The sequence below is a fragment of the Psychromonas sp. genome, assembly GCF_983033635.1.
Genome location: NZ_CEZLMY010000051.1, coordinates 1 through 22,463 on the forward strand (window position 1 = coordinate 1; position 22,463 = coordinate 22,463).

At 38.7% G+C, this 22,463-nt stretch carries 25 protein-coding genes; 11 read left to right on the forward strand and 14 right to left on the reverse strand.

The window, feature by feature from the left end; all coding sequences use genetic code 11:
* Positions 1 to 60: 60 nt before the first annotated feature.
* Complete coding sequence (locus AC4GME_RS08910) at positions 61 to 450, forward strand: MerR family transcriptional regulator (RefSeq protein WP_490376313.1); 390 nt, start codon at positions 61 to 63, stop codon at positions 448 to 450.
* Positions 451 to 547: 97 nt separating this feature from the next.
* On the opposite strand, the gene AC4GME_RS08915 is transcribed toward AC4GME_RS08910, so the two are convergent.
* From AC4GME_RS08915 to tig, 6 genes are all read right to left on the reverse strand, one after another.
* Entirely contained in the window at positions 548 to 2,446 is a 1,899-nt protein-coding gene (locus tag AC4GME_RS08915) for a SurA N-terminal domain-containing protein (RefSeq protein WP_490376314.1), read from the reverse strand.
* A gap of 79 nt (positions 2,447 to 2,525) precedes the next feature.
* Entirely contained in the window at positions 2,526 to 2,801 is a 276-nt protein-coding gene (locus AC4GME_RS08920) for an HU family DNA-binding protein (protein WP_490376315.1), read from the reverse strand.
* A 165-nt stretch (positions 2,802 to 2,966) separates the two neighbouring features.
* Positions 2,967 to 5,324, reverse strand: coding sequence for an endopeptidase La (gene lon, locus AC4GME_RS08925; RefSeq protein WP_490379257.1), 2,358 nt, complete (start codon positions 5,322 to 5,324; stop codon positions 2,967 to 2,969).
* A 155-nt stretch (positions 5,325 to 5,479) separates the two neighbouring features.
* A complete protein-coding gene (gene clpX / locus AC4GME_RS08930; protein WP_490376626.1) occupies positions 5,480 to 6,775 on the reverse strand; it encodes an ATP-dependent protease ATP-binding subunit ClpX in 1,296 nt (431 codons plus the stop codon).
* 14 nt (positions 6,776 to 6,789) lie between these two features.
* Entirely contained in the window at positions 6,790 to 7,413 is a 624-nt protein-coding gene (gene clpP, locus AC4GME_RS08935) for an ATP-dependent Clp endopeptidase proteolytic subunit ClpP (RefSeq protein WP_490376625.1), read from the reverse strand.
* Positions 7,414 to 7,528: 115 nt separating this feature from the next.
* Positions 7,529 to 8,836, reverse strand: coding sequence for a trigger factor (gene tig, locus AC4GME_RS08940; RefSeq protein ID WP_490376624.1), 1,308 nt, complete (start codon positions 8,834 to 8,836; stop codon positions 7,529 to 7,531).
* A gap of 416 nt (positions 8,837 to 9,252) precedes the next feature.
* Here tig and AC4GME_RS08945 point away from each other — a divergent pair, with 416 nt between their 5' ends.
* From AC4GME_RS08945 to AC4GME_RS08980, 8 genes are all read left to right on the forward strand, one after another.
* A complete protein-coding gene (locus AC4GME_RS08945; protein ID WP_490376623.1) occupies positions 9,253 to 9,783 on the forward strand; it encodes a hypothetical protein in 531 nt (176 codons plus the stop codon).
* 22 nt (positions 9,784 to 9,805) lie between these two features.
* Positions 9,806 to 10,495 (forward strand): ABC transporter ATP-binding protein, encoded by a 690-nt coding sequence (locus tag AC4GME_RS08950; RefSeq protein WP_490376622.1) that lies wholly within the window; start codon positions 9,806 to 9,808, stop codon positions 10,493 to 10,495.
* Positions 10,492 to 11,730, forward strand: coding sequence for an ABC transporter permease (locus AC4GME_RS08955; protein WP_490376621.1), 1,239 nt, complete (start codon positions 10,492 to 10,494; stop codon positions 11,728 to 11,730). The genes AC4GME_RS08950 and AC4GME_RS08955 overlap by 4 nt, the downstream gene beginning before the upstream one ends.
* A 16-nt stretch (positions 11,731 to 11,746) precedes the next feature.
* On the forward strand, positions 11,747 to 12,493 hold the full coding sequence (locus tag AC4GME_RS08960; protein ID WP_490376620.1) for an outer membrane lipoprotein-sorting protein: 747 nt from the start codon (positions 11,747 to 11,749) through the stop codon (positions 12,491 to 12,493).
* Between the two features lie 2 nt (positions 12,494 to 12,495).
* Positions 12,496 to 13,698 (forward strand): hypothetical protein, encoded by a 1,203-nt coding sequence (locus AC4GME_RS08965; RefSeq protein WP_490376619.1) that lies wholly within the window; start codon positions 12,496 to 12,498, stop codon positions 13,696 to 13,698.
* Positions 13,686 to 14,696, forward strand: coding sequence for a sensor histidine kinase (locus AC4GME_RS08970; protein WP_490376618.1), 1,011 nt, complete (start codon positions 13,686 to 13,688; stop codon positions 14,694 to 14,696). Before AC4GME_RS08965 ends, AC4GME_RS08970 begins: the two co-directional genes overlap by 13 nt.
* A complete protein-coding gene (locus AC4GME_RS08975) occupies positions 14,671 to 15,438 on the forward strand; it encodes a LytR/AlgR family response regulator transcription factor (protein WP_490376617.1) in 768 nt (255 codons plus the stop codon). The genes AC4GME_RS08970 and AC4GME_RS08975 overlap by 26 nt, the downstream gene beginning before the upstream one ends.
* A 140-nt stretch (positions 15,439 to 15,578) precedes the next feature.
* Complete coding sequence (locus tag AC4GME_RS08980; RefSeq protein ID WP_490376616.1) at positions 15,579 to 15,935, forward strand: VOC family protein; 357 nt, start codon at positions 15,579 to 15,581, stop codon at positions 15,933 to 15,935.
* Between the two features lie 40 nt (positions 15,936 to 15,975).
* Here the strand turns inward: AC4GME_RS08980 and AC4GME_RS08985 are convergent, their stop codons facing one another.
* Positions 15,976 to 16,587, reverse strand: coding sequence for a MarC family protein (locus AC4GME_RS08985; protein WP_490376615.1), 612 nt, complete (start codon positions 16,585 to 16,587; stop codon positions 15,976 to 15,978).
* A 772-nt stretch (positions 16,588 to 17,359) separates the two neighbouring features.
* On the opposite strand from AC4GME_RS08985, the gene AC4GME_RS08990 reads away from it, so the two are divergent.
* Positions 17,360 to 17,827, forward strand: coding sequence for a PilZ domain-containing protein (locus AC4GME_RS08990; protein ID WP_490376614.1), 468 nt, complete (start codon positions 17,360 to 17,362; stop codon positions 17,825 to 17,827).
* 357 nt (positions 17,828 to 18,184) lie between these two features.
* On the opposite strand, the gene AC4GME_RS08995 is transcribed toward AC4GME_RS08990, so the two are convergent.
* A complete protein-coding gene (locus tag AC4GME_RS08995) occupies positions 18,185 to 18,829 on the reverse strand; it encodes a hypothetical protein (protein WP_490376613.1) in 645 nt (214 codons plus the stop codon).
* A 312-nt stretch (positions 18,830 to 19,141) separates the two neighbouring features.
* On the opposite strand from AC4GME_RS08995, the gene AC4GME_RS09000 reads away from it, so the two are divergent.
* Positions 19,142 to 19,684 carry an IS3 family transposase gene (locus tag AC4GME_RS09000; RefSeq protein ID WP_490379260.1) on the forward strand — a complete coding sequence of 181 codons (543 nt, stop codon included), beginning with the start codon at positions 19,142 to 19,144 and terminating at the stop codon, positions 19,682 to 19,684.
* Positions 19,685 to 19,757: 73 nt separating this feature from the next.
* On the opposite strand, the gene AC4GME_RS09005 is transcribed toward AC4GME_RS09000, so the two are convergent.
* From AC4GME_RS09005 to AC4GME_RS09030, 6 genes are all read right to left on the reverse strand, one after another.
* A complete protein-coding gene (locus AC4GME_RS09005; RefSeq protein ID WP_490376612.1) occupies positions 19,758 to 19,997 on the reverse strand; it encodes a hypothetical protein in 240 nt (79 codons plus the stop codon).
* A 219-nt stretch (positions 19,998 to 20,216) separates the two neighbouring features.
* Positions 20,217 to 20,447 carry a TIR domain-containing protein gene (locus AC4GME_RS09010; protein WP_490376628.1) on the reverse strand — a complete coding sequence of 77 codons (231 nt, stop codon included), beginning with the start codon at positions 20,445 to 20,447 and terminating at the stop codon, positions 20,217 to 20,219.
* A gap of 144 nt (positions 20,448 to 20,591) precedes the next feature.
* Positions 20,592 to 20,900, reverse strand: a complete 309-nt coding sequence (locus tag AC4GME_RS09015) for a hypothetical protein (protein WP_490379258.1) — start codon at positions 20,898 to 20,900, stop codon at positions 20,592 to 20,594.
* Positions 20,901 to 21,036: 136 nt separating this feature from the next.
* A complete protein-coding gene (locus tag AC4GME_RS09020; protein ID WP_490376610.1) occupies positions 21,037 to 21,627 on the reverse strand; it encodes a L,D-transpeptidase family protein in 591 nt (196 codons plus the stop codon).
* A complete protein-coding gene (locus AC4GME_RS09025; protein ID WP_490376609.1) occupies positions 21,605 to 21,979 on the reverse strand; it encodes a hypothetical protein in 375 nt (124 codons plus the stop codon). The genes AC4GME_RS09020 and AC4GME_RS09025 overlap by 23 nt, the downstream gene beginning before the upstream one ends.
* 145 nt (positions 21,980 to 22,124) lie before the next feature.
* Positions 22,125 to 22,463: hypothetical protein (locus AC4GME_RS09030; RefSeq protein ID WP_490379259.1), on the reverse strand; the 339-nt coding region annotated here is incomplete at its 5' end.

Sequence of the window (22,463 nt, forward strand, 5' to 3'; positions counted from 1 at the left end):
GTATTAACAAATTCATTATTACTAAAACGTTTTAAAGTTTAATTTAACAAGGTGCTTTTTATGTTATCTATCAGTCAAGCAGCCAAAGAAACAGGCTTATCAGTAAAGTCGATTCGTCATTATGAAGAGATAGGTTTAATCAGCTCACCACCACGTGGCGAGAATGATTACCGCTATTACCCGGAAGATTTAATCAAGCAGCTGCATTTTATTAAAGGTACTAAAGATGCGGGTTTTAACTTGAAAGAGAGCAAAGCATTATTACAGTTATGTGAGAATAAAACTCGCAGTAGCGCTGATGTAAAAGTCATAGCTTTGCAGAAAATAGACGAGTTACAAGCTCGTATCGAGCAACAACAAGTACTATTAGATAAACTGAAAAAAATCACTCAACAGTGCCATGGTAATGCCGAATCAAGTTGCCCTATTATCGATTCCTTTGCTAAATAAGGAATAAGCAAATCCTTATACCAGCATATAAGACAGTTACAGGGTACAAAAAAGGCGACTGTATTAGTCGCCTTGATAAACTGTTTTAAATATTCAATTAGTTGGTAACTGGATATTTAATATCAGCATTTTCCATTAGCTGCGTGACTAATGCTTGGTACGTCGCCTCGGAAGTAGAACGCGCCAACATATTAGCAACTTGTTCTTTAGCCGCATTATCTGCAACAGCAGGATCAATTTCGATCACTTCAGATAGTTCAATCACCGCATAATCACCCGTGCTGGTTGTTACCCAATCACGCGTTACTTGCTGCGCAGTTGGTTTTGCTAATTTGAACACCTTTTGCACCACTTGGTAATCATAATCACGGTTATAACGCTCAAATGTTAAATCGCTACTAAACTCGATATTTTTTTCAGCCAGTTGAGCGGAAATTGACTCTTGAGCATTTAATTTGTCGGTTATTGACTTGGCAAAGGCTTGTGCTTCTGTACGTGATTTTTCAGCTTTAAGTTGCGATGCAATTAAATCAGAAACTTCAGTTAGTGGTTGTGTCGAAGCCGCTTTGTAATCATTAACACGTACTACAATCGCTTTAGTTTCTGAAATTTCAATCACCTCAGAGTTCATACCCTCTTCACGGAAGTTGATATCAAATACTGTATTTAGAAGTGCTTTATCAGCTAACAACTCAGGTGCTTTCTCTGCAGTAAATAGCTCAGTATGTGATACTTTACTATCAACCACACCGGCAGCTTCATCTAAGTTATCCGGAGACTCAAAAGCAACTTCACTTAAACGTTGCTGCAGTTCGTAATAAAGCTCATTCATTTTCTCTTTTTGCAGTGCATTTTCAACTTGTTTCTGCACGTCAGCAAGTGGCAATGTTTTGCTTGCTTTAACATCAACTAATTTAATGATGTGATAACCAAATTGGGATTTAACCAGTCCAGATAAAGGCGCTTCTTTTGTCAGTAAAAATGCAGCATCATCAAATGCCGGATCCATCACTCCGCGCTCAAACCAGTCTAATTCACCTTTGTTTTTAGCTGAAAAAGCATCATCAGATTTTTCTGTCACAAGCTGCGCAAAATCTGCACCACTTTCAAGCTCGGCCAAGATAGCAGCTGCTTTCTGTTTAGAAACATCTGTATCACCCTGCACTAAAATATGCGCTACTTTACGACGCTCAGTCCGTTGGTAATCAGATTGGTGATTATCGTAGTAGGTTTCGATATCTGCTTGATTAACACTCACTTGAGAAGCGAGAGTTGCAGCATCTAATAAAACGTAATCAACACTTACTTGCTCAGGATATTGGAATAACTGACTGTTATTGTCATAGTAAGCTTTTATTTCATCATTACTTATTTGACCGCCATTTTCAAAATCAGCTGCGCTTACTGTTAATACTTTTGCAACACGTTTTTGTGCTTGTAATTGGTTAGCTGCATCAACTTCATCAGGTAAAACAAATTCGCTACCTACTAACATTTGTAATAATTGACGACGTGCTAAATCTTGCTTTAAGCCAGCACTGAATTGAGCAGGTGTGTAAGTAGCACGGCGTAATAATGATAAGTATTGTTCGTTATTGAATTGACCCTCAACTTGAAACTCTGCCATTTTACGAATTTCATTTTTAACTTGCTCGTCACCGACACGTAACCCCATCTCACTGATTGCCTGCGAGATTAAAGACTCGGAAATTAGTGTTTGTGTCGCTTGTGCTCTAACCTGCTGCGCAAAATTAGGGTTTGATGCAAGAATATCGAACTGTTCACCATATTGTTGTTGTAAGCGCGCACGTTCATTTTTATAAGCTTGCTCAACACTTGCCTGGCTAATCTCTTCATCATTAACCATCACAGCAACAGAGGCACTTCCGCCACCTAAATAACTGCTCACGCCTGCTAAGGCAAAAGATAGGATGATTACAGTTAATACAATTTTAGCTGCAACCCCTTGTGAGCCTTCGCGCATTTTATCTAACATAACTATTCTTCTCTGAGAAACTTTAAACAAAAAAGCGCATCATATGACGCGCTTAATTCATTATTATACAAACAACAGATTAAGCGTTGATTGCATCTTTTAATGATTTACCCGCTTTGAATGCAGGTACTTTAGCAGCGGCGATTTGGATCTCACCACCAGTTTGTGGATTACGGCCAGTACGTGCTGCACGTTCTTTCACAGAAAAAGCACCAAAACCGATAAGTGAAACATTATCACCTTCAACTAATGCATTTGTTACAGTATCAATAAATGCATCAAGTGCACGGCCAGCTGCCGCTTTAGAAATATCTGCACTTTCAGAAATATTATCGATTAGTTGTCCTTTGTTCATTTTTTTATCCCCATTTTTATAATTGCGGTGTTCACCTTAATATTTATATAGGCGATAAACACACGTTGAAATACACTGCTCGTTAGGCTACGTTGCTATTTAAACTGGTGCAAGTAAATTTATAAAAAACTCTGCAAGAAGCCCCTGTTTTATGCGGTTTATCACCTATTTTTGTTCTTTTTCCACTGAAAAGCCTTTTAGACTTTCTTGTAATGCGATTTCTAAAACCTCATCAATCCAACGAACCGGTTTAATTTCCAGCTGATCTTTTATATTGTCCGGAATATCTTCCAGATCTCGTGTGTTCTCAAATGGAATTAATACCGTTTTTATACCACCGCGCCTTGCCGCTAATAACTTCTCTTTTAAACCACCAATTGGCAATATTTCGCCACGTAAAGTAATTTCCCCTGTCATTGCCACATCTGCGCGTACAGGAATACCTGTTAAACTGGAAATTAATACCGTACACATTGCAGCGCCTGCACTTGGACCATCTTTTGGTGTGGCACCTTCTGGAACATGAACATGAATATCGCGTTTTTCATGAAAATCTGCATTAATTCGCCACTGCTCAGATTTCGATCGAACCACAGTCATGGCAGCCTGAATCGACTCTTTCATAACATCACCCAGAGAGCCGGTATAAGTTAATTTCCCTTTACCAGGTACAGAAGTCGCTTCAATCGTTAATAGTTCACCACCGACTTCGGTCCAAGCAAGACCTGTTACTTGCCCAACTTGATTAGTTGAATCAGCTTTACCAAAATCGTAACGACGCACACCTAAATAATCTTTTAAGTTATCTATGGTGACATCCACTTTTTTGAGCTTTTTATCCAATAAAATTTGTTTTACAACTTTACGACAAATTTTCGAGATCTCTCTCTCTAATCCACGTACCCCGGCTTCACGTGTATAATAACGAACAATACCAATAACCGCGCTATCATCAATGCTGATTTCACCGTCATTCAGACCATTACGTTTTACTTGTTTACCGGTTAAATGCTGTTTGGCGATATTCATTTTTTCATCTTCGGTATAACCCGATAAACGAATCACTTCCATACGATCAAGCAGTGGGCCCGGTATATTCATAGAGTTTGAAGTGGCAACAAACATCACATCGGACAGATCGTAATCAACTTCGAGGTAATGATCATTAAAGGTGTTATTTTGCTCAGGATCTAGCACTTCAAGCAGTGCAGAAGCTGGATCGCCACGCATATCCGATGCCATCTTGTCAATTTCATCAAGTAAAAAAAGCGGATTTTTCACCCCTACTTTACTCATTTTTTGAATAATCTTACCCGGTAATGAACCGATATAAGTACGGCGATGACCACGAATTTCTGCTTCATCACGTACGCCACCTAATGCCATACGCACATATTTGCGCCCTGTTGAACGAGCAATAGATTGACCCAATGAAGTTTTACCTACACCTGGAGGACCAACTAAACACAAAATAGGCCCTTTTAATTTATTAATACGCGTTTGCACCGCGAGGTATTCTAAAATGCGCTCTTTTACTTTTTCTAAACCATAATGATCGGCATCTAATATTTCTTGTGCTTTAGCAATATTCTTTTTAACAGGGGAGCGTTTTTTCCAAGGTACATTCAGTAAGCTTTCAATATATGTGCGGATAACACTTGCTTCTGATGACATCGGAGACATCATTTTTAATTTTTTCAGCTCAGAAATTGCTTTCTCTTTTGCCTCGCTAGACATGCCGGCTGTTTCAATTTTATCCGCAAGCTGATCATGGTCATTTTGGCCATCTTCAGATTCACCTAACTCTTTTTGGATCGCTTTCATCTGCTCATTTAGATAATAATCACGTTGGCTGCGTTCCATCTGTTTTTTAACGCGCGAACGGATGCGTTTTTCAACTTTTAGAATATCTTCTTCGCTTTCCATCATCGCCATCAGAAATTCAAAGCGCTCAGTGATCGAAGTAAGCTCCAATGCAGTTTGTTTATCTTCCAGGTTTAATGGCATATGAGCGGCGATGGTATCGGCTAAACGTTCAGCTTCATCAATACCATTAACAGAGGCTAATACTTCAGGCGGGATCTTTTTATTAAGCTTGATGTATGACTCAAACTGGCCCATTACGCTGCGTAACAGGGCTTCTTCCTCTTGTTCATCAATTGCTTCACTTTCCAGCAATTCAACTTCCGCAAAAAAATACTCTTCATTTTCAATATCATTTACTAGCTGTGCACGTTGCACACCTTCAACTAATACTTTTACAGTGCCATCTGGTAATTTCAGTAATTGCAGAATATTTGCAACTGTACCTACGTTATACAGGTCGTCCATTTTAGGATCATCTAACGAGGCTTCAGTTTGTGCCACTAATAATACTTTTTTACCCTGCTCCATAGCAGCTTCTAAACAATTGATAGATTTTTTTCTACCGACAAACAGTGGAATTACCATATGCGGATATACCACGACATCGCGTAAAGGTAAGACTGGCAGGGTTAATTGCAGCTCTGATTCAGTTTTCATAATATCCCCAGTTACCTGTTTTTAACGTTTTCAAAACAGGTAAATTTTAAAAAAGCGTGAAGAGTAATACTGGGGATTGTATGATATTTTTCAAGGTCATAAATGAAAAAAGGGAGCATAAAGCTCCCTTTCTTAACAATTAACTGCTTAACTGCTTATTTATCAGACGAAACCAGCTTAGCCTGGTCATCACAATAGATCATTAATGGTTGCGATTCACCTTTAATAACATTTTCATCTACCACAACTTTGCTGACATTCTCAACCGATGGTAAGTCGTACATTGTCTCCAATAGCACAGACTCAACGATTGAACGCAAACCACGTGCACCAGTTTTACGCTGCATCGCTTTTTTCGCAATCGCGATTAATGCATCTTCTCTGAACTCAAGTTCTACATCTTCTAAACCAAATAGAGCCGCATATTGTTTAGTAATAGCATTTTTAGGTGCCGTTAATATTTCAACTAATGCTTGCTCATCAAGTTCGGTTAATGTGGCAAGAACGGGTAAACGCCCGATAAATTCAGGAATTAAACCATATTTTGTTAAATCTTGTGGTTCAACCTTTTTGAAGGTTTCACTTAGTGTCGCTTTTGAATCTTTATCACGCACTGTTGCACCAAAACCGATACCAGCGCCAGTGTCAACACGTTGCTCGATAATAGAATCTAAACCAGAGAACGCACCACCACAAATAAACAAGATTTTAGAGGTATCAACCTGGATAAACTCCTGGTTAGGATGTTTACGACCACCTTGTGGTGGAATTGAAGCAACCGTACCTTCAATCAGCTTAAGTAATGCTTGCTGCACACCTTCACCTGATACATCACGAGTGATAGATGGATTTTCTGATTTTCGAGTGATCTTATCGATTTCATCAATATAGATAATACCGCGTTGCGCCTTTTCAGGATCGTAATCACATTTTTGCAGTAGTTTCTGAATGATATTTTCAACATCTTCACCAACATAACCCGCTTCGGTTAATGTTGTTGCATCTGCCATCGTAAAAGGTACGTCTAATAAACGCGCCATTGTTTCAGCCAATAATGTTTTACCACTACCGGTCGGACCGATTAACAGAATATTACTTTTACTTAACTCTACACCATTAGCAACATCGCCATGTTTTAGACGTTTATAGTGGTTATATACCGCGACTGCTAATACTTTCTTAGCCGTATCTTGACCAATTACATATTCGTCTAAATTGGCTCGAATTTCATGCGGTGTTGGTAATCTTTTATCGCTATTTTCTGATTCAGTGGAACTGCTTATTTCAGCAATCTCTTCTTTAATAATATCATCACAAAGATCGACACATTCGTTACAAATATAAACTGAAGGGCCTGCAATCAGTTTTTTAACTTCATGCTGGCTTTTTCCACAAAAAGAACAATAAAGTAGGCTGTTGCTATCACCTTTACCGTCGTGTTTATCTGACATTTTTATTCCTTTAATTATGAGCGTTTTGTTAACACTGAATCAACAATGCCGTATTCAACCGCTTCATCTGCACGCATAAAATTATCACGATCTGTATCTTTTGCAACTAATTCGACATCTTTACCAGTATGAAATGCTAATAACTCATTCATACGCTGCTTAGTCGCAATAATCTCTTTGGCATGAATCTCGAAATCGGATGCCTGACCTTGGAATCCGCCTAACGGCTGATGAATCATCACTTTTGCATTTGGTAAACAATGACGTTTACCAGGTGCGCCACTTGCTAATAAAAATGCGCCCATGCTTGCAGCCATGCCCATACAGACAGTGCTTACATCTGGTTTAATAAACTGCATGGTATCGTAAATCGCCATACCCGCACTGATTGAGCCACCTGGTGAGTTAATGTAAATGAAGATATCTTTTTCCGGGCTTTCTGATTCCAAAAACAGAAGCTGTGCAGCAATCACATTAGCCATCTGATCTTCTACTTGCCCCGTCAAAAAAATAACTCGCTCTTTTAATAAACGAGAATAAATATCATAAGAACGCTCACCTTTTGCTGTTTGTTCCACAACCATAGGAATAAGCGCGTTAGTGATTGGATCAGTGTTTCCAGCAAATGGATTTGACATGTTCTATCCTAATAAATGATTTTTATAATATTAATGCACTAAATGTGAAAATGGCCCGAGTGAAATCACACGAGCCATTGAAATCTAAGCAATTGTTTTAATAGAATTTAAACTATTAAGCAACTGTTTTATTCATAACGTCATCGAACGATTTGTTCACATCGGTTACTTTAGCTTTTTCAATGATAAAATCAACAGCTTGCTCTTCTAATGCAACATTTTCCATATTTTGCATCATTTCTTTGTTATTTTTGTAGTATTCAATAACTTCAGTTGGATTTTCGTAAGCAGATGCTGCAGATTCGATTAATGCAGTTACTTTATCTTGGTCAACTTTTAATTCGTTCACTTTGATAACTTCACCTAATAACAGACCAACTTTAACACGTTTTTCAGCTTGTTCTGTGAAAAGTTCAGCTGGTAATTCAGGCAAGTTTTTAGGATCCATTTGTTGACCGTAACGTTCCATTGCTTGTTTACGTAAAACGTTAACTTCACCTTCAACTAATGCTTTCGGTACTGCAATTTCATTACTTTCAACTAATGCTGTTAATACTTTATCTTTTGCAGTGTTTTTAAGTACCTGCTCAAGTTCACGCAGCATGTTCTGTTTAACATCAGTTTTTAAGCTTTCTAGCTCACCATTTTCCACACCAAATTTTTGAATAAATTCAGGTGTAATTTCAGGAAGAACTTGCTCTTCAACTGTGTTTAATTTGATAGCAAATTGTGCTGCTTTACCTTTAAGGTTTTCCGCATGGTACTCTTCAGGGAAGTTTACGTCGATTGTAAATTCTTCGCCTGCTTTTTTACCTACGATACCAGCTTCAAAACCAGGAATCATACGGTTACTGCCTAGCACGATTTGGAATGCTTCAGCTTTACCGCCTTCAAAAACTTCACCGTCGATTGAACCTTCAAAATCAAGTGTTACTTGATCATCGTTTGCAGCTTCACGTTCAACACTGTTCCAAGTAGCGTGTTGTTTACGTAACGTTTCAATCATTTTATCTAAGTCAGCATCAGTTACTTCAGCAGACTCTTTTTCAACAGATAATTCTTCAAGAGAACCTAGTGTTACTTCAGGGTAAACTTCAAATGTTGCATTGAATACAAAATCTTCGCCTTTTGTACGCGCTTTTGGTGCAACTTGTGGTGCGCCAGCTGGGTTTAATTTCTCAGCCACTACTGCTTCGAAAAAGTGACGTTGCATAATTTCACCAGCAACTTCTTGCTCGATAGCTGTACCAAAACGTTTCGCAATAACAGATGCAGGTACTTTACCTGGGCGGAAGCCGTCAACACGTTGTGTTTTAGATAAATGACGGATACGACCATCATACTCTTTTTCAAATACGTCAGCAGCAACAGTAATAGTAAGCGTGCGCTCTAGACCTTGTGTTGATTCAACAGATACTTGCATTTTATTTCCTTTATCTTTTACGTTAATAATTTAAGTTCTCTCATTGCTCTATTAAATAGGGATGAACAAAGCAATTACAAGGGCTAAAATGAATATTTTTCACTTTCCCCTACTCACTTTGTTATATGAGCTTATTAAATTAATTTAATTTATGAAATTTAAGACGCGCCATTATAGACACTGTTTTGTCGTTAGTCGAGTTTTACAAATCAGCAAATACTGAGTCTTCAGCACAGTTTTAAAATTTAAGACCTATTTCACATCTCTGTTTTGATAATCCACCTTTAAAATCAAACCACTTGCGTTTTCTTCCACTTCACCCCCCTATTCATCCACTTTATCGCAAATAGATTGCGGGACTAAAGTATCAGCAACTACACTATTTACATCAACGACAACTAACAAGGATGTGAAAAGTGAAAATTAATAGCTTTAAAACAATTATTTCAGCCTTGCCCCTTTTTTTAATACTTAATACGGCAAGCTTCGCAAAGGAAAACAATCAACTCTGGGATACGCTGATTAATCAGTATCATCAAACAAAACTTCAACAATTTGATGCGCAAGATAATTTAAGTGCTTTTGCAGACTATCTTGCCTTACACCCTGAGAATGCACTGGCACAGCTATATACTGCCAGTAGTTACTGTTTTGTCGGCCGCGACGCTTGGATGCCCTGGAATAAAATGAGCGCTGTGAATATTTGTATTGATAAAATGGAAGTAGCTTTCTTAAATGCGCAGCAGCAATATCCAGCAAACAGCGCAGAACGCTTGCGTAGTTATTTAACCTTTGGCCTGACAGGCGTAGCATTACCGGATCTTTTTCAGCAAAAAGAGGCAAGTTTAGATAGCCTCGGCAAGGCCAAAAATCACCCTTCTTTTAGCCGTCTTTCAGGACCTTTACAACAGCAAGTCCTAAATACATTGGAAACAGATAGCCAATAATATAATTCAACAAGGATCTATTATGGAAACCGTTATCCGAGTGAAAGGCCTTAGTAAAGATTTTGTGCAAGGATCTCAGACAATCAATGCCTTAAAGAGCATCAATCTAACCATCAAGCAGGGCGAATTTGTTGCGATTAATGGTTATTCAGGCAGTGGCAAAAGTACCCTGTTAAATATTATCGGTACGCTTGATAAACCAAGTGCAGGTGAAGTTGAACTGTTTGGCCAGCAAGTTAACTTTACAAACGCTTCCTCACTGCAGGAATTTCGCTCAGAAAAAATGGGTTTTATATTTCAAAACTTTAATTTGAACCCTGTTTTAACAGCATTGGAAAATGTGCAGATGCCACTATTGTTAACTGACTTAAACAGCAGGCAACGTCGCGAAAAAAGTATCGAAGTACTTAATAAAGTAGGATTGACAGATAGAATCAATCATAAACCAGGTCAACTATCCGGCGGACAGCAGCAACGTGTCGCTGTCGCGCGAGCATTAGTCTCAGATCCCCTTCTTCTTCTTGCTGATGAACCCACCGCTAATCTTGATAGTGAATCTACAAAGCAGTTGATGTTAGTGCTTAAAGAGATGAACAAACAGTCGGGGTTAACAGTACTGTTTTCCTCTCATGACGAGCGTTTATTAAAATATATCCAGCGCACTATAACCTTGAATGATGGATTACTAACCGATACCGGGAGCTGTCTATGAAATGGATAAAATTAAGCTGGTTAAATGTTTTGCGCAATACAAGACGCTCCATAATTGCAATTTCAATTATTGCACTCGGCACATTTTCATTAATCATTGCTTCAGGTTATGTACTGGCAACCTTTGAAGGATTACGCGAAAGCACTATTCAAGGGGGGCTCGGTCATATCCAACTTGCATTACCTAACGCTTTTATTGATAAAGAGATTGACCAAGGTGGTTTTAGCGCAGAGAAAAAGAAACAACTGCAACAGACTATTGAAGCAATGCCTGAAGTGAGACTGACCACGGAGCGCATTCTTTTTGAAGGATTGGCATCAACGGGCGATATTACCATCGCGGTAATTGGCAAAGGCGTCAATATCAACAAAGAGCGCAAAATAACCCTATTTACCCCGATTATCGAAGGCCGAAATTTACCTAATATTACTCCGAATACAAATCCGGAAACACAGGAGCAAATTTACAGCGCTGTAATCGGTGAAATTCTTGCCCGGGATTTAAAAGTTAAAGTGGGAGATTCAATTACATTATTAGCAAGTACCAGTTATCAAGGTATCAATGCCATTGATGTCACAGTAGTTGGTATTAACCGTTCCGGTATTCCTGAGTATGATCAACGCAGTGTGATGATTCCCGTTTCTGCCGCCAAAGTATTACGCGATTCTGAAACGGTTAACCGTTTAGTTGTTTCACTGCATGACACCGAAAACACCGATTTAGTACTCAATAAAATTGCATCTGCACTTAATAATATTGAACAAAAAAGCTGGCTGGAATTATTCCCGTTTTATAGCAATGTGGTAACCCTATATAAGAATATCTTTGGTGTGATGGGATGCATTATTTTACTGGTCGTTTTAATGTCGGTTAACAATACCATGGTGATGGCTATTATGGAGCGAGTAGCTGAGTCCGGCACATTACGGGCTTACGGATTTACAACCAGCCGAATCAGTAAACTGTTTGCTACAGAAGGTCTGATTATGGGCTTATGCGGTGCTTTACTTGGCACGGTTCTCGCCACAGTGGTGATTGTCTTTATCAATATAAGTCTCTTTGATATGCCTCCTCCACCGGGAAGAAGCGTCGGTTATCCGCTTATTTTAAATTGGAATATTTACGCCATAACAGTGATTAGTCTTGCAATGATAATCAGTTGCACAATTGCAGCCTGGTTACCGGCAAGGAAAATGCTTAAAAAAAATATTATCGATGCGATAAATCATCATTAAAGAATAAGGGATCACTATGTTTTATATTCGCTTTATATTACTGGCACTTATTGCCGTACAAGCCAATGCTCAAGACAATCCGACAGAGGTATCTGAAGCACAAGTCCAAGAGTGGATAATCAAGGCCGATAGTTACCGTCAACCCTTTACAAGTGGAGAGTTTAATACTTCTCTGACGCTTTATAAAAATGACAGTAAGGTTGAAACAAGTAAATATTTTGTACAATTAAACGAATCGGGCGACTCACGTGTCACTATGTTAGACAAGCGCAGTAAAGGACAAAAAGTACTGCTTACCGAGAGTGCGATGTGGCTATATATTCCGCGCACCAGAAAAGCGATTCGCATTACGCCTATGCAGCGTTTGATGGGGCAAGCTAGTTATGGTGATGTTTCATCTTTAAGCTGGCAGCATGAATACCGATGGGACAAAAGTAAGGTCACAGAGCATGTTGTTAACGAACAAAAAAGTCATTGCTTCACTGTACAGGCAATCCGCAAATCTGCGACTTATCGTTCCATCAATCTGTGCTTAGATAGCCTCTCATCTCGTCCGCTTAAAGCTGGATTTTATTTAGCGAGCGGTAAATTAATGAAACAGGCTGTATACCATAACTCAGCAGATTCACCGCAAATTATTGACCAAACCACTTTCACACAACCCAATAAAAAAGATCAATATACACTTATGCAAAACAGCAATTTTTCCAAAAAGCAGCATAAGGCAAGTATCTTTACGCGTCAGGGGTTTATTAAAAAATAAATATGAAAATTCAATTAATTGTATATTGTTTTTTTTCTGCTCAGCTTGTATTTGCACAAGATTTACCTAATTGGCAAGAACTAGAGAGCGATTACACGCTTGCAAGCCGGTTGCTTACTTATGATCAGCAGCAGGCAGCTGGTGATTACTTAAGTGAAACTACCTTTATGGCCTATCATAACTATCAGGAGTTGGTATTGGCATGGCGGCTAAACAACCAACTCTATCAAGCGGAAAATGACCATAATCTAAGCGCGGACTGGCAGTTTGAATTAACTGAACTGTCCTGGTCTCATAGTTTTCTGGAAAACGAAGAAGATCTCTGGCAGGTCGGTAAATTCAATCTGCCTCTTGATCCGGGTTATGCCCTGCAAAGCGTTGCTTTTTTTGAGTCTTCTGCAAACCCATTTGATGACTTTGCCTCGAGTGAAGGGTTAACCATGATTAGTGCGTCAATCTGGTTACAAGACTTTTTCAGTAGTGCTGTATTTAGCCTCGAAGGCCAAAACATAACCTATCAGGATAAAGCACAATGGGCAGTTATTATACAGCGCGATTTTGCTGCACTTTCAAGCAGTTTTATAGTGCAACAATATCAGGATACCAACCCGGGTGTTGGCTCCACATTCACTTACGTTAGCGGTGAAAGCTGGGAATTTCATGGCAGTGCGTTTATTCGCAAAGGTAGTTTATGGTTAACACAGCTAAGCAATAACTCCACGCTGCAAGATAGTTTTGCACAAAGAGAGAATGCCTGGTTGCCCAGCGTAACGCTGGGCAGTGTTTGGTCTGGACTGGAAAATCAGTTTTTAATTGAATGGTCTTACCAAAAAGAAAAGTTATCTGAGACGGAGATAAACACTCTTCAGCAAATTAGCACCCCTTCGTTACCAATAGAAGATAATCAACAAACCTTTAATACATTAGCTTACCAACAAGCAATTATTGATTTACACCATCAGCGTTACCAGCAGCAATACCTATTCGTGCAATACCAGTACCAGCTCTTAGATCACACAATCACAGTAAACTCGTTGATAGGACTAGATAGAAGTGCAGTATCGCAACTGAAATACGAATATTTATCTGGCGATAACATTGCCTATTGGTTAACGCTTGATATGACATCGGGCAGTGAACAAACAGAATTTAGACAAATCCCCTGGCAAAATCGATTACAAGTAGGTTTACAATGGAAAATATAACCATTAGCAAAGATGAGCTGCAGGAAGTAGTGCAGTCAATTAAAATTACTTTTGTAATTAGTACTCTAATTGCTACTTTTAATAACCTGATTATTCCCGGAACAACTTTTCTTACACAATTTTTAGCAGCGCAAAGCATAGGTTTAACCATCGTCACTATTTTTGGGGTCGCTAATATCCTTTTCCCGAAAATGATAACAACATTCAAATATCAATATTATTTTTTACCCTTCCCGGTTTTAATTGCAACTTTAATCGGTATGAACTTTTTACATCAATACAGCACTTTTTCAGAGCTGTATGCTTTAATCTTAATCGTCAGTTTACCTGCGCTGTTAGTTTTTCATTACCGCTATGCAAATAAGCTAGCAAGCGTATCACTCCAAGAAGAGAAGCAAAAAAGAGATATCAGTGACCAGCAACTGTTAGAGAGTAAATTATTACTGTTACAAGCACAGATAAATCCGCATTTTCTGTTTAATACCTTAGCAAATATTGATGCCTATATTGATGATTCACCAGATAAAGCTAAAGCTCTTTTGCAAAACTACAGCGTTTTTTTACGTCACAGTTTAAGAACCACACAAAGCAGCGAGGGTTTAATTAAAAATGAAGTTGACCTGATTAATGCTTATATGGGTATTCAACAAACCCGCTTTCCTAAGATTCAATTTAAACAAAATATAGATAAGCAGCTATTACACAGCCCGCTTCCTCCTTTACTGATTCAACCTTTGATTGAAAATGCGCTTATTCATGGACTTGCCCCGCAGGGTAATCAAGGTGTTATTACCTTAAATATCAGGCAGGATAATCAACAGCTGTTAATCGAAGTCTCTGATAATGGTGTTGGCCTAAACAGCACAAACTCAAGCAATAACGGTATTGCTTTAAATAATATCAGGTCCCGTTTGCAACTCTACAAAGAGCAAACTGCTTTTAAACTATCTGAAAATGAATTGGGGGGGGTCAATGCGCAACTTAACATCCCGCTGTAATCCCCAAAAAAACTATCGCGCCATTATTGCTGAAGATGAAGCTCCACTTGCACAGGTATTAGCAAAAGCACTGAATACATTATGGCCAACATTAGAGTTGGTTGAGATTTGCGGCGATGGAAAGAGCGCGCTTTCCCTGTTAGAAAAAGAGCAATTAGATATCGCTTTTTTAGATGTCTCTATGCCCTATAAAACCGGAATAGAGATTGCCCAACAGTGCGACGCCAAAAATATACCAACGCTGATAGTGTTAGTGACAGCCTATCCGGATTATGCATTACAAGCGTTTCAATTTAATGTTTGTGATTATCTTGTAAAGCCTCTGTGCCGTGATCGTTTAAATGACACAATCAAACGTCTGCAAAGCCGTTTACAAAGTTTACAGGGTGAGCAGGAATCGCCAGCAAACTTAAAAAATCATTTACAACTTTTGCCCGTACAAAAAGGATTAGTAAATCGTTTATTAGAGACAGATGAAGTTTGTTATTTTGTCAGCGATCAGAAATATGTAAAAGTAGTGACTTGCGATGAAACCTTTTTAATTCGTAAAACTTTAGCAGAATTAGAAAAGGAACTGGATAGTAAACAATTTTGGCGAGTTCACCGCAGCAGTATTGTTAATATTAAACAGATCGAGCATAGTAAAAAAACAGTGACCGGACGGCTTGAATTAACACTCAAAAATAGCAGCGAAAAATTAACGGTTAGCCGTAAATATTTACACCTGTTTAAATCGCTGTAATAACCGTAATCACATTTACAGTAAGAGTGAAGTCAAACAGGCAATTAATCCACTTGCAATTATAATTTCAGTTTAAAAATAGCAAAAAGATTCAAAGGAATTTAGCAACACACATCAAACATCAAACGTTAGGAGCAATTATGTCTGCCCATGAAAAAATAAACTATTTAGAATTCCCAAGCAAAGATCTGCTGAAAACAAAATCTTTTTTCAGCCAAGTTTTTAACTGGCAGTTTAACGATTACGGCCCTGAATATTCTGTGTTTTTTGGGGCGGGAATAAACGGTGGATTTTACCTTTCCCCCTTAAATTCAAGCACAAAAAATGGCAGTGCTTTAGCTGTTATTTACAGCAGTAATATAACTGAGACGGCACAAAAAATTAAACAAGCTGGCGGGTTAATCATCAAACCTATTTTTTCTTTCCCCGGCGGAGTACGTTTTCATTTTACAGATCCGAACGGCAATGAATACGCGGTTTGGTCTGAGCAGGAATAAAAAAATTTATGAGCTAACAGCCCTGTTAGCTCTACCTTCTTTAAAGTAGAAAACCTTTTATCCCTGAAAAAATAATTTGCGCACCAATTGCCGAAACAAATAATCCCGTGATTTTAGCTAAAATCACCAACCCTTGTTTACCCATTAAATGTTGTAATCTGTTTGCGACAAATAAAACACCGACCAGGGATATAACTGCAGCCAGTAGTGATAAAACAACTAACAAAGTATCAACAACCCCAGACATCTCCGCGCCAATAACCATCAGGATACCTATCATGCCCGGTCCAACTGCACTGGGAATAGCAAGCGGTACTATCGCAAAGTCTCCTGTGGCAAAGTCAGCTCCTTTTTTTGAATCTGTTGCAGGTAATTGAGCATCAGCGCGTATCATATCTAACGCACTTAAAAACAGTACCGTGCCAGCGCCAACTTTAAACGCATCAAGCGTAATACCAAACAAGCTAAAGATATATTTACCAAACAGTAAAAACACTAAACTGGCGACCGTAACTGCAATCGCCAATTTAAAAATAACACTCTTTTTTTCAGGTTTACTGAGGTTCTTACTCATGGTCAGAAAAACAGATAACACAAAGAAAGGGGTCATCATAAAAAAGAGTTTTAAATACAGAGTAAAAAACTGTTCCATCGCAAATCCTAATAATCATCGAAGCCAATAAACTGAGCGAAATGCTAACATAGAATTTTAAATTTACGCGATAAATATTACCGCTATAAAATGGAATATTTGCAACTATCCCCAAACTACTTGAAGGTGCAGATTCAGGTAGCTTGAGTATATAAGCGAGCGTTTTTATAACGAATAAAAAATCGGCTGATTTGCTTGTATGGATAATATCCCCTCCAAGTTATTGCTTTTAAACCTTTTCGGGTAGTATTAGCCCCCACTTCACTACAAACTTGTGCCCAATTTTACTTAACCACTTCATATTCAAACATTGAACAATTACACGATGCGCTGGAAGACTTGGTTAAAACGTTTTAATGGCACTGTCACGGCATATGTTGTGAGTTATCTGAGTTGGTTTAGGTTTATGAAACAAAACGATTATCACATTGAACAAATATGGATTAAAGCGTCTTTATCACTTACCAACACCTAAATGTAACATAGCCTACTATTTTCCGGATTCCCTAATGTCAGTGCCCATGTGCGCGTTAAGTGAATATTTTGCAGAGGAGTTTGCGTACATTAAAAATAGCGCTTATTCTTCCTATACTCTGTAGCTGTTGCGCAGGAATCCCTAAACAAATAAATAATGGGTACGATAGCACAAGTGTGCAGTTGCCTCCGCTTCATTACCAGAGATAAATGTGGCTCCATGCCGTTGTTTCACATTAGACCCGAGGCGCTCACAATCAACCGCGCTACTGGGATTAGAATGTAAGGATACATACCGATGACATATACCCCGGAAAAAACGAGTGATCTCTGGATAGAAGCATTAGACACACATTCTAGCCGGTTGACTGAAATTCCGGCCTTAATCGATCTACGCAAAGCCCCCAGGGTTCAGACCCAGCTTCCAGCAGAAGCTGTTTCAGGCAGTGACGACAAGGTACTGGTTATAATCACAAACCTATCCCATTCAGGGCTGCGGTTGGAAGGTTGTAGGCAGACGGTCGCCATCTTGCTCCCAAACCTCGATTGTGCAGTAAAGCATACGCCGTGCTCAGTCCAATTCTCCTTACCTAGCACCACAGATCAACTTGCTGCGGTGAAGGTTCAGTGTGAGGTGGTTTATGTCCGCTGTGAGAGAGACCACGATTACCAAGTCGGCATAAAGTTTGTGGGATTTGATGAGGGAAGAGAGGCTCTCGATACATATCTGTTGTCACAAGGAATCAATAGCCAAAATTTTCTATGAATAGGCGGTACTAAAACGGGATGGAGAACACTACTGGATTTTGCTAAGTAAAGGGCAAAACTAAATCAGGGGCTGCTCAGAGAATCTTTAATTAAATTAGTTAACGATTAATGAAGATGGTCAACTGACCAACCTCATCAATACTCATCCCGACCTGTTCTGATTGAGCGAGCATCACGAAAGTGGTGCTCACTTTCGATAAAAGTGTGCGTGAGAAGCTATCTTGCCCCCATCCGAGTTATGACTCTTTTATTTAACACTCATTTACAGGCCTTGTATTACTTTCCAATGTTAAGATGGTGGGGAAATGGAGCCTCTGATGCTCTTGTTTTCTATGCACCTTATGAAACTAACAATTTATTTCGCGGGCTTCTCTTCAACAGAAATAGCGAACCCTTCGGTGTAAGTCAAAACAACAACATCACCCACAGCAGATTTTTTCAAGTTTTCAGGATTACGCGAAGTAAATTCAAGGACTGTACCGTCAGCATCTTTCAACTTGAATGTATTGGCTTTAAGGTTAATTTCTTCAACCGTAAATACGTCAACTTTCGTATCTACAATGGCCATACCGGGCATGTCACCCTCTTCAGCTCGACCCCAAGCGGCTATTTCCCCCGCTGCGGCCTCAGGGTTTTTAGTCGCCAGCACACGGAGAGAAAAGTTCTGCACGTACTCAGCCGTCACAGTATCACCCGCATTCACCTGATCCAAGTTGCGAACTTCTTCACCAGCCGTGAAGGTGACAGGCTTACCCTCTGCATCTTTCAAGGTTACAAGTCGAGTTTCATGATCAATCGCAACCACCGTTGAGGTCACTACCATTGATATACTGGCCGAAAAAGCAGGCTTTTCTGCTGACTCAGACGGCACCGCTTTCACGTCCATCGTTACTTCTGACGTTGCGTTGGGAGCATCGATTTCAGCTGGGTTATTGGAGCATGCAGACAGAACAACAGTCGATGCGATGAAGGCGATCGTAAATAAACTTCTTAATGTCATAATGATAATCCTTTACAATTGGAGGCTAACTTTATAAACAAGGGACTCTTTGTCTTAAGTGAATCGTTCGATCACTTTAACACTTGGGTAGTTCAAGAATAAGCGGGCATTAACTTATCGAATCCAATACTCAATTGAATTAATATAGATGCTTTATCATGATCTTACAATATTAAACGACTGCCACTATCGCTTGCTTAGTACAAGTCCGATTAAGTTTAACCCGCTTACCATCCGATACGTTAACGAGGTTAAATATGACGTATGTAAAGGGAGCTGGTTTTCTTCACTTCCTTCACTGAAAATAATCGAATTGAACCGAATAAGTTAAACCGCCAATTCACTGTTGATAATGCTAATCGATATTGGACAACCGATATTACCTATATCGCAACGCATCAAGGCTTCCTGTATCTAGCCGTTGTAATGGACTTATATTCGCGCCGCATTGTTGGTTGGTCTATTGCTGATAATATGCGAACTGAATTATGCAGTTCAGCACTTAACATGACTTATTTGCAGAGAAAGCCTGCATCAGGACTACTAAATCATTCAGACAGAGGTAGCCAATATACAAGTTATGAATATAGGCAATTACTTAGCACCATGAAAATGGACGTCAGTATGAGCGGTAAAGGTGAGTGCAGGGATAATGCCCCAACAGAGCGTTTCTTCCGCAGTTTAAAGAATGAGCAGTTACACAGTTTTTATTACAGTCTCGCAGAGTTAACTATTTTAGATTATCTTGCTTATTATCACGGTAAACGCCCACATTCAGTTAATGGGTATTTATCACCGGTTCAATATAAGAATAAAGTCGCTAAGAAAGTGTCCGGTTTTTATTGGCCATTATAATTTACGATAAATAAGCAGAGCCGGGCTTGTTATAAGGTGCCGGCTGCGCGACACCTATCCTTATTTGTTGATATTAATCGTTATTATAGAAACCATCGTAATCATCGAAATCATCGTAATCATCGTAATCATCGAAATCATCGTAATCATCGTAATCATCGTAATCATCGTAATCATCTGATGAATTCGACATTAGGCTTGCCATATTAACATCTTCAAAATTATGCTGAGCACCAATATCCGCACCATCACTAACCAAAGATGAACAACCGATGGTATTTAGGAGAATAAAAGCTATAAAAAGATGTTTCATTTACTTCCTCCTTAAATCAATTATTAAATGTAACCTCTAGAATAAGGTGTGCGTTACAAACATCCCACTTTAAAATAATCACTGTAATCATCATAAAAGACTGCAAAATGTGATGCTTCACCTTAATTCTTTTGCTGCATGCTATTTCATTTAATAGCAATATTATGAATAGTTTCATTTCTCGTGAGCGTTTATCTCCTTTTGTTTAAAAAACAACCATTATTGATAAAGTTTATTGAAATAGATTTTATAACCAACGCACACATTTTCCATATAATCTGGAATATATGCCGCAATTGCAAAATATGTTTCGTCAAAATAATCTTCAATTTTCTCTACAATTGTTCGACTACTACTGACTTGTTCATAAATAATAATAGTTTCAAAGCAGATATTTTCAATAACCCTTGCTGTTTTTTCTTTAGCTTCACTGTCATGACGATGGACAATAAAAACCTTATTTTATTTATAAGCGAGCGTTTTGATAACGCCGCGTTCACCGGCGAGTAAGTTGGTGCTTTTTTTGCTGCTTTTTCTTTTAGCAAAAACCGCGACAACTGTATCGTGTTCCGTTTAAATGCCTTGTTATAAGGCTTATACGTCATAGTAACCTGCTGATAATAAACCAGAATTTGCTACTCCGATTCCAATACTGGTGACTACACCATTTTTACTCCACGATAAATCATAGCGTTGGTCATTCTTAATAATTTCTAACTCCAGAACAGTTAAAAATGAACCATTATTATCAAAATACTTAATTTCATATTTACCTTCAAACTTTGCGCTTAGACTTCCAGTAGCCGAACCAGTCCCGTTTCCATAATCGGAATGAATCCAGACAGCTTTTAACTCACCAACTTTATCACCTTTAGAATACTGAACTGATCCTATATTCGACATTTGAAACTCCAAATATGCATTGCCTTATAACGCCGCAAACACCCGCGCGTAGGTTGGCGCTATTTTTGCCAGCTTTTTTGTTTTAGCAAAAACCGCGACAGCCGTAATGCGTCTGGTGCTTTGCCTTGTTACATGCCTACCACTCGATGTAAATTGCAGTGCCGACATTAATCAATTTCATAAACTCATCCATTTCTGAATTTGTCAGTGCAATGCAACCATTTGTCCAATTAAACTTCTGCGAAATCGGTGAAAACCAACTCAACCAATTACGCTGACCATGAACCATAATAAATCCACCTGCCGATACATCATTGGACTCTGCATTCGCAAGGTCTGCACTGTTGGGGTAAGAGATATGCATTGCCCTATAAAAAGATGAATCTTCTTTTTTAGAATCCAATGTATAAGCCCCTTCAGGTGTTTTTTCATCACCTTCTTGTTGCTTATGCCCTTTAGGATTAGCACCAAAAGCAACATGATATTCTTTAATTACTTTACCGTTATCAAGTAAATACATTTTATTTTCAGATTTATCTACTTTAACAAGATCTACTCCAGCTAAAGCTGGTACTGATAATAAAAGCGATATTAGAACGATATAACGCATATATTCACCTTGGCATGTAACGCCTGCAACAACGGCATTTTGGATTGGTGCTGTTTTTGCTGGCTTTTTGTTTTTTGCAAAAACCGCGACAAGACTAAAATGTCCGATTGCTTGCACTTGTTAAGTTTGGCTCGTTGTCGCTTACTAACCACTTGTTTTCAAATATACTTTCCACCAAGATATACACTATGAGAATTTCCTCCAAAAACCGTTCTGGAACTTCAATTTGTTGCTCGATCGCAGCTTCAATATTTGATTGCACATGAAATGATACTGCAAAAAGTGCATTAGCAATATTTTTCTCTATTTGATCGATTTCTCTATAGTGTATAAATATTTGTTCCAATGCCTCGCTAAGTACTTCGATTCGCAGAACGTTAGGAAACTCAAACACTCTAGTGGCAACAACAATTCCATTAGGAGCGCTTCCCTCAAAAAGTAATAAACTTCTGGCTTCTTCAATATTCATATTAATAAACCCTACAGTATAATTTTTGGGTAACACTGAAATTTAACGCCCGCATCACGAGCAATTGAAAGTTGGACTGCTTTTTTGCAGTCTTGTTTTCCGCAAAAAACAGGCCGACTTTTAATTGTCGCTGTGCATGCGTTTGTTAGGTAATATTTGCCACGTTAGACTTAGCCTTTAATTGCCATAGCCAACCAGATGAACCGATACAAAAGCCTAAAAATAACGTTTGAAGCTGTAAATTCATACCAGCCAAAATAACTTCAATTGAAGAGCCAACAGTCGAATTAATTGCGACATCACTAAACATAATAACTAGGGTTAATACCAAGCCTGCTTTACGATACTTCACAAGCAAATAAACAGCTAGAAGATCCATAACAGCCAAAGATGTCCAATAAATATTAACCCAAAGCGGCGCGTACTTATAAGGTAAGAATCCATAATATAAATTATCAAATATGTGGTTTGCACCACCTATAAA

Excerpts from the sequence above, each read along its gene's own strand:
- tig (WP_490376624.1), bottom strand. The coding sequence starts at position 8,836 with ATGCAAGTATCTGTTGAATCAACACAAGGTCTAGAGCGCACGCTTACT.
- lon (WP_490379257.1), bottom strand. The coding sequence starts at position 5,324 with ATGAAAACTGAATCAGAGCTGCAATTAACCCTGCCAGTCTTACCTTTA.
- AC4GME_RS08910 (WP_490376313.1), top strand. The coding sequence starts at position 61 with ATGTTATCTATCAGTCAAGCAGCCAAAGAAACAGGCTTATCAGTAAAG.
- AC4GME_RS08995 (WP_490376613.1), bottom strand. The coding sequence starts at position 18,829 with ATGACATTAAGAAGTTTATTTACGATCGCCTTCATCGCATCGACTGTT.
- AC4GME_RS08950 (WP_490376622.1), top strand. The coding sequence starts at position 9,806 with ATGGAAACCGTTATCCGAGTGAAAGGCCTTAGTAAAGATTTTGTGCAA.
- clpX (WP_490376626.1), bottom strand. The coding sequence starts at position 6,775 with ATGTCAGATAAACACGACGGTAAAGGTGATAGCAACAGCCTACTTTAT.
- AC4GME_RS09025 (WP_490376609.1), bottom strand. The coding sequence starts at position 21,979 with ATGAATATTGAAGAAGCCAGAAGTTTATTACTTTTTGAGGGAAGCGCT.
- AC4GME_RS08965 (WP_490376619.1), top strand. The coding sequence starts at position 12,496 with ATGAAAATTCAATTAATTGTATATTGTTTTTTTTCTGCTCAGCTTGTA.
- clpP (WP_490376625.1), bottom strand. The coding sequence starts at position 7,413 with ATGTCAAATCCATTTGCTGGAAACACTGATCCAATCACTAACGCGCTT.
- AC4GME_RS08985 (WP_490376615.1), bottom strand. The coding sequence starts at position 16,587 with ATGGAACAGTTTTTTACTCTGTATTTAAAACTCTTTTTTATGATGACC.
- AC4GME_RS08915 (WP_490376314.1), bottom strand. The coding sequence starts at position 2,446 with ATGTTAGATAAAATGCGCGAAGGCTCACAAGGGGTTGCAGCTAAAATT.
- AC4GME_RS08990 (WP_490376614.1), top strand. The coding sequence starts at position 17,360 with ATGACATATACCCCGGAAAAAACGAGTGATCTCTGGATAGAAGCATTA.
- AC4GME_RS08975 (WP_490376617.1), top strand. The coding sequence starts at position 14,671 with ATGCGCAACTTAACATCCCGCTGTAATCCCCAAAAAAACTATCGCGCC.
- AC4GME_RS09005 (WP_490376612.1), bottom strand. The coding sequence starts at position 19,997 with ATGAAACATCTTTTTATAGCTTTTATTCTCCTAAATACCATCGGTTGT.
- AC4GME_RS08960 (WP_490376620.1), top strand. The coding sequence starts at position 11,747 with ATGTTTTATATTCGCTTTATATTACTGGCACTTATTGCCGTACAAGCC.
- AC4GME_RS08920 (WP_490376315.1), bottom strand. The coding sequence starts at position 2,801 with ATGAACAAAGGACAACTAATCGATAATATTTCTGAAAGTGCAGATATT.
- AC4GME_RS09015 (WP_490379258.1), bottom strand. The coding sequence starts at position 20,900 with ATGTCGAATATAGGATCAGTTCAGTATTCTAAAGGTGATAAAGTTGGT.
- AC4GME_RS08955 (WP_490376621.1), top strand. The coding sequence starts at position 10,492 with ATGAAATGGATAAAATTAAGCTGGTTAAATGTTTTGCGCAATACAAGA.
- AC4GME_RS08970 (WP_490376618.1), top strand. The coding sequence starts at position 13,686 with ATGGAAAATATAACCATTAGCAAAGATGAGCTGCAGGAAGTAGTGCAG.
- AC4GME_RS08980 (WP_490376616.1), top strand. The coding sequence starts at position 15,579 with ATGTCTGCCCATGAAAAAATAAACTATTTAGAATTCCCAAGCAAAGAT.